Raw genomic sequence first — 13,601 nt, 5'->3', positions numbered from 1 at the left:
GCCGCGTCCGTGACGCGTCACAATGGCGGCGCGCTGTCCCTGTCGCGCTGCACCCGCGTCCGATACGCCGCCACGTTGTCACCGCGGATGCGTCGCTCCTGCGTGCCGATCACCGTATCGACCTTGCGGTCCGCGCCGGTCACCGGCTTGGCCTCGATCGCGGTATCACGCTCGAACGCATGCGATTTGTCGGTGTTGCGGTAGTACCGGTACAACGCCCAGTACAACGCCGTGGCACCGGCGGGGCCGGCGGCAAGCAGCCAGAGTCCACTGTCATCGCTCATGAGGCAGCTACCAGGAAGAAGAGAACGAGGGCTTCAATGATGGTGCCGGTGGTCAGCGCGGCCAGCAGCAGCTTCCACTGCTGCACCGGCACGCTGCCCATGGTTTCACCGGTGCGGCCATTCACCGCGATGTAGTGCAGCATGCCGCCATTGCGGCCCGGCTGGTGGTACGAGTACAGCCACACCGGCAGGTACATCGATACCCAGCGCGTGCCGTGCACATCCACGCGCTCGCGTTCCCAGCGCACGCCACGATCGTAGCGGCGCACCGAGCCTTCCACCTGGGCGCGGGCGATCGACAGCAGCTGGTCCTCCAGCCGTGGGCGCAGCTTTTCCACGTCGAGGTTGCGCTTTTCCGAGGTGAAGCCGGCCAGATAGGAGGCGTTCCACTTCAGGGCGTTCTTGGTGTCGAACGGCAGGATCGCGTTGATGATGTTGTTGGTGTTGGTCTGCGTATCGAGGTTGCCACGCTCGGCCGAGGATTCCATGGTGAGATCGTCCACGGTGAAATCCACCTGGCGGTCCACCTGGTAAACGTCGGCGTCGTAATACGTTTTCTTGTTCTTCTCGGTGCCGCGCGTGTACTGCCGGGTCTGGATCTCGCCCTTGCCCGATACGCTGGCGCTGACATTGCTGTCCACCACCATGTAGGGCAGGTAGACGCCGGAGACATTCTCGGGCGTGAACTGATCCTTGAACGCCTTCAGTGCGAACAGGCGGCGCTTGTCCACGAACTGGCGGATCCGCGCGACCGCATCGTCCTTGCTGATATGGAACGGCAGCACCGCATCGGGCACCGCGCCATTGGAGATCTGCTCGTTGACCCCGAACACATGGCGGCACCAGTGGCAGCGTGCGGTCATGGTGCTTTCGGTGTTGATCGTGACTTCGGCACCGCAGCCAGTGCACTTGAAACTCATCAGGCTGGCGGTATCGGCTTCGATGTCGCGTGCGCCCGAGGCGATGACCGTGCCGCGCAGCTCACCGATGCCTTCACCAAAGCCAAAGGCCTCCTCAACGCGCTCACCGTGCCATTCGTGCCGGCAGAACTGGCAGACCAGCACATCGGTGCCCAGCTTGAGCCGTATATCGCTGGAGCCGCACTTCGGGCAGCGGTTGAGACCGTCCTTCAGCTCGGCCGCGGCGGTGTCCAGCGCGACCGGATCCGGGGCCTGCACCTCATCGCGGATGGGCTGGGGCAGGGTGGCTGGATCCACCGGGAAACTGCCCGGCAACGGCGGCACCTCCCGGGGCGAGCCCGGGCCAGTGACCGGGGCCACCGGGGAAGGCGGCAACGGCGGCGGAACCGCCGGGATCGGCGGTGGAATCTTGGGGTCGGACATGGTGTCGGTGCGCTCGGTGTCTTACAGCCCCAGCGCCTTGGCCTTGAGCTTGTCGTAGTCGTCCTGGGTGATCAGGCCGAGGTCCAGCATCTCTTTGGCCTTCTTCAGCTTGGCGACCGGATCATCCGCGGCCGGAGCAACCGGCTGCTGCATGCCGCCGACCCCGAGCATGCCCGAGGCCATGCCCACGCCGACCAGGCCGGCCGCGCCGCCGTTCTCGCCCGCCGACTGGATGCCCTGGGCCACACTGGCCTGCAGGTTGGAATTGCCACGCGAGCCGGCCAGGGCATCGGCGCGCTGCACGGTCTTGAGCAGCTCGCGGGTGTTGGCGTCGTACTCGATCGAGACAATGGCGGTCTTGACGATGGCCAGGCCACGGTCGGACTTCCATTGGTAACCCTGCTCGACGGCAGCGGACAGGCTCTGCGCAAAGCCGAGCGAATCCTGCTGCAGCTTGGTGATGCGGTTGCCCTTGCCGGGATCGTTCGTATACAGGCTGAAGGCTGGCGCGAGCGAGCCCACCACTTCATTGAACAGCTGGCTGGCGGCGGCGTTGTCCAGATCGGTGAAATCGAACACCTGGCCGGGCTGGAGGTAGCTGGCCGGCACGAAATTCTTCACGAACAGGATCGGATCGACGATCTTCAGCGTGTACGAGCCGCGCGTGACCGCGCCGACCTGCGTGCCGAGGAAACCGTCATCCCAGTAGATTTCGGACTGCGTGCCGAAACGGTTGTCCGGCAGTTCCTTCAGTGAGACGAAGAACGCCGCCTGCTGCGACCCTGGCTGGCCGCCGAACTTGAAGCGCTCCCAGCTCTGCTTGATCAGCGGGCTGACGAACCCGTCACCGGCGAAGATCGACTGCGAATTGGTATCGTCCGAGCGCCATTCATAGCCACCCGGTTCGGCAACGAAGCCGGTGATCGCGCCGTCCTGGAACAGCAGCAGGCCGTACCCTTCGGGCACGACGATCTTCGAGCCGTTGGTGATGATGTTGGAGGAGGCGCTGGTGTTGGAGCCGCGCCCGGCATTGGTGCCACGCGGCACCGCCGCGAACAGCGCTGCCGTGGAGGGCAGGCCCGTCGGCACGGTGTAGAAATCCTTCCACTGGTCGGCCAGAACGCCACCGACTGCCCCTGCCACTGCCTGACGAAGACCCATGACCCACTCCCTGCGATTCGTGGCCGGGCACCGTGCCCGCCATGCTCGTCTGACTATATCAGCAGCCAGCGCGCCGGCAGTGGCGCCGCGGATCCCGCCGCGGTGCCGGGTCAGGTAGCGGCTGCATCCAAACGGCTCTGCCGCCCGTAGACCGCCCATGAACCCCAACTCGCCGATCGCCCGGAAGTGGCCTACGATGGACGCTGACCTGCCTGCTGCAAGGATGACGCCCTTCGAGGTTGCCCGGATGACTGCCGCGCCTGCTCAACACCCAGTGGAGCTGAAAGCCTGGGCTGCGGACGTGGCGGCGGTTGCCAGTACGCGGGATCGTGAGTGTTTCATGCGGATCTACGATCACTTCATGCCGCGCCTGTGCCGATATCTGAACGGGCTGGGCGCGCCCCACGGCGTGGCCGAGGACCTGGCCCAGGAGGTCCTGCTCAAGTTGTGGAACCGCGCCGATCTCTACGATCCGATGCGGAGCAGCCTGGGCACCTGGCTGTACCGGGTGGCCCGCAACCTCCATATCGATCGCGTGCGGCGCGAGCACATCTGGGTGCATGCCCATGACGTGGTCGAGCAGGCGGCAGAGCAGGACGACGGGCGCGGCTCTCTGGCCGAGCTGCACACCGAGCATGTCCGGCTCAAGCAACGGCTGGATGAACTGTCCGCCACCCAGGCACGGTTGATCCGGATGTCCTATTTCGAAGCAAAGACCCATGCCGAGATCGCCAACGAGTTGAACATGCCGCTGGGCACGGTGAAATCACATATCCGGCGGGCCTTCCTGCAACTGCAGGCGTTGATGGGAGAGCAGCGATGAATCCTCGCCACCATCTGGATCCGGCCACCGTGCTGGGGTTTGCGACCAGTACGTTGGCCCCGGAGATGTCCGTGGTCACCGCTGCCCACCTGGAAGGGTGCGCCCACTGCCGGGAGCAGCTGCGTTCGGCCGAGCGTTTGGGGGGCGTGTTGCTGGAGCAGCAGTTGTCGCCGCCGCCCGAGGAGAATCGCCAGGCAGCACTGCGCGAGGCGATGCTGGGCCGGCTTGATGCGCCGGCACGTCCTCCGGTGGCGCGGGAGGGTGCGGAACCGGGCCACGCGCGGGTGCACGATCCGGATCAACTGCCGGCCGCACTGGCACCGCATTTCGGGACGTCCTACCGCTCGCTGAAATGGCGCTGGATGGCGCCGGGTGTCCACTGCATCCGTGCACCGGCGCACCCGTCGTTGATCATGCTCAAGATCGCCCCCGGCAAATGCCTGCCCATGCACAGCCATGGCAACAGCGAGCTGACCCAGATTCTCCGCGGCGCCTATGACGATTCCCTGGGGCATTTCGCCCCCGGCGATGTGGCCGATCTGGACAGCGACGTCGAGCATCAGCCCGTGACCACCCCCGGTGTGGCGTGCATCTGTGTGTCAGCGCTGGATGCGCCGCTGGTCTTCAGCGGGTGGTTCGCGCGCAAGCTGCAGCAGGTGTTCAAACTCTGACGGGGCGCGGTGTGATCGCGGCCTGTTGGAATACCTGCATCACCGCGGCCGGCGCCATGGGCCGGGCAAGCAGGTAGCCCTGGACTTCGTCGACCCCCATCGCGGCCAGTACATCCACCTGCGCCTGATGCTCGACGCCCTCGGCCACGGTGAGGTAGCCCAGCTCGTGGGCCAGATGATGGATGGCCGATACTTTGGCGCGCGCGCGCGAGCTGCTGGCGATGCCATCGATCAGTGACTTGTCCAGCTTGACGGTGTGGATGGGAAGGTCGGACAGGTAGCTGAAATTGCTGTAGCCACTGCCGAAGTCATCGATCGCCACCGTGATGCCGGCCTGTGCCATCGCCGCGATGTGGCCGATGGCCGGCGATCCCGGGCGCAGCCATTCGCCTTCGGTGATCTCCAGTTCGATCATCGAGAACGGCAGCGCCCTGTGCTCCAGCTTGCTGCGGATGTCCTGCCAGGCCGAGGCATTGGACAGATAGCTGCTGGACAGGTTGATCGAGACCGGAATGTCCTGTCCTTGGGCGCGCCACGCCTGGACCTGATCCAGCGCGGTGTCCAGGACCCAGTGGGTCACCTCGTCCATCAGCGCCGTCCGCTCGAAGACCGGAATGAACTCGCCCGGGCTGATCGGCCCCAGGGTGGGGTGGTTCCACCGGATCAACGCTTCGGCCGAGACCGGGCGCCGACCGTCAAGGGTGAAGCGCGGCTGGTAGTCCAGATGGAAGTCGCCGTTCTGCAGGCCGCGTTCGGCATCCGAGGCCAGACGGTAGGCGCGGTGCATCTTCTCGTCGCGCTGTGCGGAATACCAGCAGAAGGGCTGCCGCGCGTCGAACGCGCCCTGCATGCTCACCAGAAGCCGCCGCAACAGGTCGTGGCTGTCTTCTTCATCCGGATCGACCGCACAGATGCCGGCATGGAAACGGGGGGACATCGGGACCGCCGCGGCCATCAGCGGACGCAACATGCGCGTTCTCAACTCCAGGATCAGCGCCTCGACCTGTGCCGCGGCAGGCATCTCGACCACGAAGGCGAACCGCGTCACCCCCACGTGGTAGACCGTCGCCACGCCCCCCAGCGCGGCGCGCAGGCGGACACCGGCGCGCCGGATCAGGGCCTCCAGCGGGCGCAGCCCGAGCACCTGACCGACCTGGTTGGCCCGCGGAATGTCGAGGATGTCCACGGCAACGGCATACGCGGTTCCATCGGCGCAGCGCGCAAGGATACCGGGCAGATCCGCATGGAACTGGTGCCGGCTTGGCAGGCCGCTGACCGGGTCCAGCCGACCGGACATCGCCCGCAGCTCCAGCTGCGCGACCACCAGTTCGGCCAGGGTGCTCAGTTGCTCCTGATCCCCCTGATCGAACGTGCGCGGGCGCGTGTCCATGATGCAAAAGGCCCCGATGGGCACGCCGTTCTTGGCCACCAGGGGGGCGCCGGCGTAGAAGCGCAGATGCGGGCTGTGGGTGACCAGCGGGTTGTCCCGGAAGCGGGGGTCCTGCTGGAGATCGGGCACCACCAGCACGCCCTCGGAGGTGACGGCGTGGGCGCAGATCGAGGCGCGGATGTCGGTCTGCGCCATGGGCAGGCCGATCCGGGAAAGGAAGCGCTGCTCCACATCCCCGAGGATGGAGACGAACGCCACCGGGGCATCGAAGGTGTACCCGGCAAGTGCCGTAAGCCGGTCCAGCGCCGGCACGGATGCCAGGCCATCGAGCTGCATGGCACTGAGGACCGCGCTGCGTTCGTCGCGTTGTGAGGTGGGGGGCGTCATTCCACGCTATACGGACGAAACACGCCCCTGGATGCGCTTACCAGTCGGTCGGCGCGTAGTCCTTCAGGAACTGGCCCCAGACATGTTCGCCGGTGTTGAACCCGTGGATGATCGGATCAACGATGCGCGCAGCGCCGTCGACGATATCCAGCGGCGGATGGAAGCGCTCTTCCTTCACCTTCTTGGCCGCGATGTCCGCCGGATCCTCGTCGGTCACCCAGCCGGTGTCCACACTGTTCATGTGGATGCCGTCGTTCTGGTAATCGGCGGCCGAGGTGCGCGTCATCATGTTCAACGCGGCCTTGGCCATGTTGGTGTGCGGATGGCGGGTGGTCTTGAAGTTGCGGTAGAACTGCCCCTCCATCGCCGAGACGTTGACGATGTGCTTGTCACGCTCAGGCGTGCGCAGCATCAGCGGCTTCAGGCGCGCATTGATGATGAACGGCGCGATGGCATTGACCAGCTGGGTTTCCAGCAGTTCCACCGACGGCACTTCGGCCATCAGCATGCGCCAGGAGTTGCGACCGCGCAGATCCACCTGCTGCAGGTCCTGATCCAACCGGCCATCCGGGAACAGATGCTGCTGGGCGACCAGCTCATCCTCCAGCAGCGGGACCTGCGACAGCTCGGCGGCACGGGTCAGACCATTGGCGGCATTGAAATCACGCCCCTGGACCACCGGCAGCGCGGCCGAGGCGGTGGTGCCGAGCAGTTCGGCACTGCGCAGGCCCTCGTAATCGCCGATCAGCTTGCGCAGCGTCTCGGGCACCTCATGCAGCGCGGCGGTTTCGCCGGCCATCATGTGCGCATAGAACTGCGGCGGGCGGCGGACCGTCTGGCAGGCGTTGTTGATGATGAAATCCAGACGCGAACGGGTGGCCAGCAGCTCGTTGCAGAAGGCCTCCACGCTCGGGGTATGGCGCAGGTCCAGGCCGTACACCTGCAGGCGGTGGCCCCACACGCCGAAGTCCGGCTCTTCGGCGTAGCGCGCGGCCGAATCCCGCGGGAAGCGCGTGGTCACGATCAGCTCGGCACCGGCCCGCAGCAGCTTCAGGCCGGCCTGGTAGCCGATCTTGACCCGGCCGCCGGTCAGCAGCGCGACGCGGCCGGTGAGGTCCGCCGTCTCGGTGCGCTTGACGAAGTTCAGCTCGGCGCAGGCCGGGCACATCTGGTCATAGAAGTGGTGCAGCTGGGTGAACTTCTGCTTGCAGACATAGCAATGGCGCAATTCCGGGGAATGCACCGGTTCCGGCGTGGCCGCCGCATTCTCGCCGTTGGAGGCGTCATGCAGGCCGGCCGCGTGCGGCGGGAAATAGTTCGGGGTGCTGAACACCGGCTTGCGGCGCAGGGCGCGGATACCGGTCTGCGCCAGCAGCGCCTCGGACTTGGCCACCTTTTCCTGGTGCCGCGCCTTGGCCTGCTGCTTCAGCTTGGCCCGGCGGGCCTTGGGCTCGGGGTGATACACCTTGGCCACCACCTGGTGCAGGCGCACGCGGTCTGCTTCGGGCAGCGTATCGAGCACGCTGCGGTCGGCTTCGATGGCCTCCAGCAGGTCCAGCGCGGTGCGCAGGCGGTCGGTCAGGGGCAGGTCGTCGTCGGCAAGGGGCAGGGCGGTGGTATTCAATTCGGATCCGGAAAGCAGCAGGAAGACAGGCATGGGCCGCCGCGCGACGGCCCCTGATGGGGGCATCCGCCAGCAGCCCGGGGCATACGGTGGGTGGCTATTGTCCCTGATCCTGAGTCTGCTTGCTTTCCCGTCGCCATCAACCTGAATGGAGAAAGCGTGTGCGGGCCGAAACACGTGGCGTCAGGGCCTCTGGCGGCAGCGGTGTCGTTCTGGATCGGCGGCCTCGCGCTGCCGTACGGTGACGACGGCATCGGGCACTGCTGCTCATTGACCTCAGTCCACCTGCCGCGCATCGCATCGCGTTGGACGCTCGATGCCCCGCCACTCAGTGCCCGAGTGACGCCTGAAGCGCCGTCGCCAGCGCCGCGTCACCGTTGACCAGTTCCGCCCATTTCAGGGTCACACCGTTCCGCTTGCCCTTGGGCACCAGCTTCAGGCCCTCCGGATCAAGGGTCAACGTATAGACCTCGTCGTCGATCTGGACTTCCCGGCGGAGTGGTTTATCGAGTGGCGTCATGACGTGCTACGGCTTCGGCGGCGATTCGCGCTTCGGCTCCGCACCGGTCCCGGTGCCATGCCCGGAGTCCTGCTGTTCGGAGGCGGCTGTACCACTGCCGCCCCCGGGCACGTTACGGGCGGGCTCACTGCCTGCCGCCGGTGCAGGCTGCTCGATGGTATCGGCGTGCTTACCCTGATCGGTAGGCTCGGCCTGATTGCAGGCCGACAACGCCATCGCCGCGAGGGCACTGAACAACAGGGTTCGCATGGCAACTCTCCGGAACTGAGACTAGCCCGCGTTGTAGCGCTGATTCCGTGCGCGGTGCGTGAGTCATCACTTATCACTCCGTGATGACAGACAGGGGGAGTAGCCTTGTCGCCGTCGAAGCTTAGCCGTTCCGTGGTCTACGGGCGGGGAGCCGGCGTGTTACGGAGCAGAGTTCACATCATGAGTATTCCCGAGGGATTGGACGAGCATCGTCGGGGGCAAGGCCTCACACGACGAGGCTTCCTTCTTGCGGTCGGTTCGGTTTCACTGCTCGCAGCCTGCCGTGACAAAGCGCCTGCCGTTGCAGCGCCAGCCGCAACAGCGCCCGCAGCCAAGACCGACACCGCCTTCCTCGAGCTCTCTCACGCGCTGACCGGTAAGACCGATCTGGACCCGGCCACGGCCGACCGGATCGAGCAGGCGTTCGCCCATCTTCAGCCCGAGCTGCATGCGCAGTTCCCCACCCTGGTCACCCTGGCAGGGCAGGTCAGTGGTGCGCAGGCGCTGGTCGCGGCCGCAGGCGATGCCAAGCCGGCGGCGTTGGCCATCATCACCGCCTGGTACACCGGCACCGTGGGCAAAGGCGTGCACGCCGTGACCGTGTCCTACCGCGATGCGCTGATGCAGCGCTGCGTGGATGACGGTCTTTCACCACCGACCTACGTCCAAGGCGGCCCCGGCTGGTGGACGGCTGAGCCGCCGGCCCCGATTCGCGCCCACGCCTGAGCCTGCGCAGTCCTTTTTTCTCTGTTATCGATCTGGAACCCCTCTCATGAAAGCTCCGGTTTTCCGTGATGGCGACGCCGATGCCGACGTCGTGATCGTCGGTTCGGGCGTCGTCGGTGCATTGATCGCCCACCAATTGGTGCGCGCCGGCAAATCGGTCCTGGTCCTTGAGGCCGGCCCCCGTCTGAACCGTTCCGACGTCGTTGAGAACTGGCGCAACGTCAGCTTCGAACGACGCATCGGCAGCGATTTCCAAGGCCCGTTCCCGCAATCGAAATTCGCGACGGCGCCACTGTATTTCCCCGCCAACGACTACGTCGGCCTGACCGGCCCCGATGCCAGCAGCTTCCACCAGGGCTTCATCAAGGCGGTTGGTGGCACGACCTGGCACTGGGCTGCCTCCTGCTGGCGCCATCTTCCGGTCGATTTCAAAATGCAGTCCGCCTACGGGGTCGGGCGCGATTGGCCGATCAGCTACGAGGACATCGAGCCGTATTACTGCCGCGCGGAGGAAGCCATGGGCGTCTCCGGGCCGAACGACCCCGCGCAGCAGAGCCCTTCGGAGCGCTCCAAGCCGTACCTGGCCGACATGATTCCGTGGGGCAACGGCGATAAGGTATTCGCCGAGGTGGTCAATCCGCACGGCTACAACCTGGTGCCGATTCCGCAGGGGCGCATGATCAAGCCCTGGAACGATCGCCCCGCGTGCTGTGGCAACAACAACTGCCAGCCGATCTGCCCGATCGGGGCGATGTACAACGGCGTCCATACCGTGCAGGCCGCCGAAGCGCTGGGCGCCAAGGTGCTGGCCGAAGCGGTGGCGTACAAGATCGACACCGATGCGCAGAACCGTGTCACCGCCATTCACTGGTATGACAGCGACAAGGTCAGCCACAAGGCCACCGGCCGCAGTTTCGTGATCGCCTGCAATGCGCTGGAGACGCCGCGTCTGCTGCTGCTCGCCGCCAATGAGCAGAACCCGAACGGCATCGCCAATTCGTCCGATCAGGTCGGCCGCAACATGCTGGACCACTCCGGCTTCCACTGCTCCTTCATTGCCGACCGCCCGATCTGGCTGGGGCGTGGCCCGGCGCAGTCCAGCTGCATGGTCGGGCCGCGTGACGGCGCGTTCCGGTCGGAATACTCTGCGACCAAGATCATCCTCAACAACATCAGCCGGGTGGCGATCGCCACCGACCAGGCACTGAAAATGGGGCTCGCCGGTGAGGCGCTGGACGCGGAAATCCGACGCCGCGCGATCTACGGGGTGGATCTGTCGATCAGCCTGGAGCCGCTGCCCGACCCGAGCAACCGGCTGACGCTGTCCACGACCCGCGTCGATGGCCATGGCCTGGCCTGCCCGGACATCCATTACTCGCTGGGCGACTACGCGCGCAAAGGCTACGACAAATCCTGCGATCAGCTACGGCACATCGGCACGCTGTTCAACGCCGAAGAGTTCGTGATCACCACGGCGCTTAATGCCAACAACCACATCATGGGCTCCACCATCATGGGCGCGGATCCGCGCGATTCCGTGGTCGATGGCGATTGCCGCGCGCATGATCACCCGAATCTGTGGCTGCCGGGAGGCAGCGCGATGGTCTCGGCCAGCGTCGTCAACAGCACCCTGACCATGGCCGCGCTGGCCCTGCGCGCGGCCGATGCCATCGAGCGTGCCGTATGAAGGCCTTTCTGCTCATCGCATCGGGCCTGTTGGCTGGCGTCAGCCACACTGCGCGCGCCGATGACACCATCGAACGTGGGCGCTACCTGTCCGTGGCCGCGGACTGCGTGGCGTGCCATACCAGCCCGAAGCAGGGCAAGCCCTACGCCGGCGGTTACGCGATCGCCTCGCCGCTGGGTGAGATCTGGGCGAGCAACATCACTCCGTCAAAGTCCCACGGCATCGGCAACTACACGGAGGCCGATTTCGCCCAGGCCGTACGCGAAGGTGTACGCAAGGACGGCGCCCACCTCTATCCGGCGATGCCGTACACCTCCTACGCCAAGCTGACCGACGAGGACATCCACGCGCTGTACGTCTATTTCATGCAGGCGGTCGCACCGGTCGATGAGGAAGCACGTGCCACCGAACTGCCATTCCCCTTCAGCGTGCGCTCGTCCATGGCGGTGTGGAATCTGCTGTTCCTGGACAAGACCCCGTTCAAACCGGATCCGGCACAGAGCGCGCAGTGGAATCGGGGTGCCTACCTGGTGGAAGGGTTGGCGCACTGCTCCAGCTGCCACAGTCCACGCGGGTTGATGATGCAGGAGGTGGGCGGTAAAGCCTTCGCCGGTGGTTCGCTGGGCGATTGGTATGCGCCCAACATCACTTCGCACCCGATCAGCGGGATCGGCGGGTGGACCGATGACGAACTGGCCCAGTACCTGAAGACCGGTCGGGTTGAGGGCAAGGGGCAGGCCGGTGGCGGTATGGCCGAAGCGGTGACGAACAGCCTCTCCAAACTGCGCGATGAAGACATCCGTGCCATCGTGACTTACCTGCGCACCGTGCCTGCCGTGGCCGACAAGGACGCCACGCGTGCGGCCTTTGCCTGGGGTGACCCCACCGCGGCGCCGGGCGAACAACCGGTGCGTGGCACCAATGCCCCCCTGGCCTCCGGTGCAGTGCTGTATTCCGGGCTGTGTGCAAGCTGCCATGGCCCCAAAGGGGAGGGCAGCAAGGACGGCTATTACCCCTCGCTGGTGCACAACAGCACCGTCGGCATGACCCGGCCGCAGAATCTGGTGGCCACCATCATCGGCGGCATCGACCGCGAGGTGGACGGCCAGCACGTAGTGATGCCGCACTTTTCGGAGGGCTCGTACGTGCAGGCGCTGAGCGATGCCGATGTCGCGGCGGTCGCGAGCTATGTGCGGACCAGCTTTGGGCCCGGTGACCAGGTCACGGAAGCCCAGGTCGCGCTGATCCGCGATGGCGGTGAGAAACCGCTGCTGGCCAAGATCGCGCGCCTGTGGCTGCCGCTGCTCATCCTCGGGCTTGCGGCGTTCGTGGTGGTGATCCTGATGGTGCGACGCGCCTGGAAGAAACGCAGGCTGCGGAGGGCCTCGACATGAAACACACCCCTTATCTGATCAGCCTCGGGCTGATGGCGATCGCCGCCAGCCTACCGGCCTGGGCCGCCGCCAGCGATGCGCCCACGCCCAAACCGGTGGACACCATTGCCCAGACCCCGCTCAGCGCGGACTGGGCGGCCCGGATCTGGCTGCAGGACCGGGGCGTGACGCCGAGCGCCCGCATCGTGATTGCCACGGGCGTCAACAGCGACGGCTACAAGGGCACCGGCTGGTCCACCACCGAGCACGTTGATTTCGGTGCCATGATCGATACCGGCAAGGCCTTCGGCTTCGACGGCACGATGCGGGTGGTGTTCTCCGACCGCTTCGGCAATGCGGTCAATGACCGCTCGACCGGTTCCTACGTGCAGAACCAGGCGTTCTATGGCCAAGGGCAGAACCTGCGCTTCAACGAACTCTCCTACGAGCGCTGGCTGCTGGACAAGCGGCTGAGCCTGAAGGGCGGCTTCTACTCGATGGGCAACGACTTCGGCGGCTTGCCGTACACCTGCAATTTCAACAACAACGGCCAGTGCGGGCATCCGCTGGGGCCGATCTACAGTTCCGGCTGGCTGGACAACCCGACCGGCCAGTGGGGCATGCGGGTGAAGTGGGCCGATCCCTCAGGCTGGTACGCACAGACCGGCATTTACGATGTCGTGCCGATGCGAAAGCAGGAGGGCAGTGGCTTCCGCGTGTCCGACCGCGGCAAGACCGGCCTGTTCCTGCCCGTGGAAGTGGGCTACAGCCACGGCAACACCGGCGAGCATTACGGCGGTACCTACAAGGCCGGCTACTACCTGGATACCTCCAACGCCGACGACATCGGCAATCCGGCCGCGCCGCGCGCTTCGCATCGCAGCGGTTCGTACATCCAGCTGGCGCAGCGCGTGCTGAAGCCCGAAGGCGACACCGTGCGCGGCCTGTCGGTATTCGGCGTGGCCACGCGTGCCGATGCCAAGACCGGACTCATGCGGTATTCGTGGGAAGCCGGCCTGAGTTGGCGCGGTGTGGTGGCCTCACGCGAGGATGATGTGCTCAGCCTGGCGTGGACCCGGCTGGACATCTCCGACCGCCTTGCCCAGTACCAGCGCATCACCGGCAAGGACGTGCAGAGCAACGAGCAGTTCGTGGAGCTCAATTACGGTGTGCAGGTGACCCCGTGGCTGATCCTGCGGCCTGCGGTGCAGTATGTGGCCCGGCCGGGGGCGTATGAGAGCCGGCCGGACAGCTGGGTGTTCACGCTGCAGGCGCAGGCGACGTTGTGATCACGCGGGACGGTCGTCCAATGCACGCACGCTCCACATCCGGGTACCTAAAGTGATGCCCACACCATCGAGGC

13 protein-coding genes are annotated in these 13,601 nt (G+C 65.9%); 6 read left to right on the top strand and 7 right to left on the bottom strand.

Translation table 11 applies throughout. From position 1 onward, the window contains the following. Nucleotides 1–17: 17 nt before the first annotated feature. Genes BCL79_RS01685 through BCL79_RS01675 form a run of 3 tightly spaced genes read right to left on the bottom strand, consistent with a single transcriptional unit; the run spans nt 18 to nt 2,788 of the window. A complete protein-coding gene (locus BCL79_RS01685; protein ID WP_121036875.1) occupies nt 18–284 on the bottom strand; it encodes a hypothetical protein in 267 nt (88 codons plus the stop codon). Continuing rightward, entirely contained in the window at nt 281–1,627 is a 1,347-nt protein-coding gene (locus BCL79_RS01680; protein WP_121036874.1) for a TFIIB-type zinc ribbon-containing protein, read from the bottom strand. Before BCL79_RS01680 ends, BCL79_RS01685 begins: the two co-directional genes overlap by 4 nt. 21 nt (nt 1,628–1,648) lie before the next feature. Next, entirely contained in the window at nt 1,649–2,788 is a 1,140-nt protein-coding gene (locus BCL79_RS01675) for an SPFH domain-containing protein (protein WP_121036873.1), read from the bottom strand. A gap of 196 nt (nt 2,789–2,984) precedes the next feature. On the opposite strand from BCL79_RS01675, the gene BCL79_RS01670 reads away from it, so the two are divergent. Beyond that, nucleotides 2,985–3,611, top strand: coding sequence for a sigma-70 family RNA polymerase sigma factor (locus tag BCL79_RS01670; RefSeq protein WP_259462075.1), 627 nt, complete (start codon nt 2,985–2,987; stop codon nt 3,609–3,611). Beyond that, on the top strand, nt 3,608–4,282 hold the full coding sequence (locus BCL79_RS01665; protein WP_121036872.1) for a ChrR family anti-sigma-E factor: 675 nt from the start codon (nt 3,608–3,610) through the stop codon (nt 4,280–4,282). The genes BCL79_RS01670 and BCL79_RS01665 overlap by 4 nt, the downstream gene beginning before the upstream one ends. Here BCL79_RS01665 and BCL79_RS01660 read toward each other — a convergent pair. From BCL79_RS01660 to BCL79_RS01645, 4 genes are all read right to left on the bottom strand, one after another. After that, nucleotides 4,272–6,059 carry a putative bifunctional diguanylate cyclase/phosphodiesterase gene (locus BCL79_RS01660; protein ID WP_259462074.1) on the bottom strand — a complete coding sequence of 596 codons (1,788 nt, stop codon included), beginning with the start codon at nt 6,057–6,059 and terminating at the stop codon, nt 4,272–4,274. The two genes, BCL79_RS01665 and BCL79_RS01660, sit on opposite strands and share 11 nt — an antisense overlap. 37 nt (nt 6,060–6,096) lie before the next feature. Further along, nucleotides 6,097–7,716, bottom strand: a complete 1,620-nt coding sequence (locus BCL79_RS01655) for an SDR family NAD(P)-dependent oxidoreductase (protein WP_428999391.1) — start codon at nt 7,714–7,716, stop codon at nt 6,097–6,099. 295 nt (nt 7,717–8,011) lie between these two features. After that, on the bottom strand, nt 8,012–8,203 hold the full coding sequence (locus BCL79_RS01650; protein ID WP_121036870.1) for a hypothetical protein: 192 nt from the start codon (nt 8,201–8,203) through the stop codon (nt 8,012–8,014). Between the two features lie 6 nt (nt 8,204–8,209). After that, a complete protein-coding gene (locus tag BCL79_RS01645; RefSeq protein WP_121036869.1) occupies nt 8,210–8,452 on the bottom strand; it encodes a hypothetical protein in 243 nt (80 codons plus the stop codon). 180 nt (nt 8,453–8,632) lie between these two features. On the opposite strand from BCL79_RS01645, the gene BCL79_RS01640 reads away from it, so the two are divergent. From BCL79_RS01640 to BCL79_RS01625, 4 genes are read left to right on the top strand one after another with little or no spacing between them, the layout of a single operon-like run. After that, entirely contained in the window at nt 8,633–9,178 is a 546-nt protein-coding gene (locus tag BCL79_RS01640) for a sugar dehydrogenase complex small subunit (protein ID WP_121036868.1), read from the top strand. 46 nt (nt 9,179–9,224) lie between these two features. Then, the gene (locus BCL79_RS01635) at nt 9,225–10,865 is read left to right on the top strand and encodes a GMC family oxidoreductase (RefSeq protein WP_121036867.1); all 1,641 of its coding nucleotides are present in this window, start codon (nt 9,225–9,227) and stop codon (nt 10,863–10,865) included. Then, complete coding sequence (locus tag BCL79_RS01630) at nt 10,862–12,259, top strand: c-type cytochrome (protein WP_121036866.1); 1,398 nt, start codon at nt 10,862–10,864, stop codon at nt 12,257–12,259. The genes BCL79_RS01635 and BCL79_RS01630 overlap by 4 nt, the downstream gene beginning before the upstream one ends. Further along, nucleotides 12,256–13,527: a carbohydrate porin gene (locus BCL79_RS01625; RefSeq protein ID WP_121036865.1), complete on the top strand. Its 1,272-nt coding sequence runs from the start codon at nt 12,256–12,258 to the stop codon at nt 13,525–13,527. Before BCL79_RS01630 ends, BCL79_RS01625 begins: the two co-directional genes overlap by 4 nt. Nucleotides 13,528–13,601 lie beyond the last annotated feature (74 nt).

Source organism: Stenotrophomonas rhizophila, from assembly GCF_003651185.1.
GTDB lineage: Bacteria > Pseudomonadota > Gammaproteobacteria > Xanthomonadales > Xanthomonadaceae > Stenotrophomonas > Stenotrophomonas maltophilia_Z.
The sequence above is the reverse complement of the archived record's forward strand: the minus strand, read 5'-3'. Positions and strand labels throughout refer to the sequence as shown.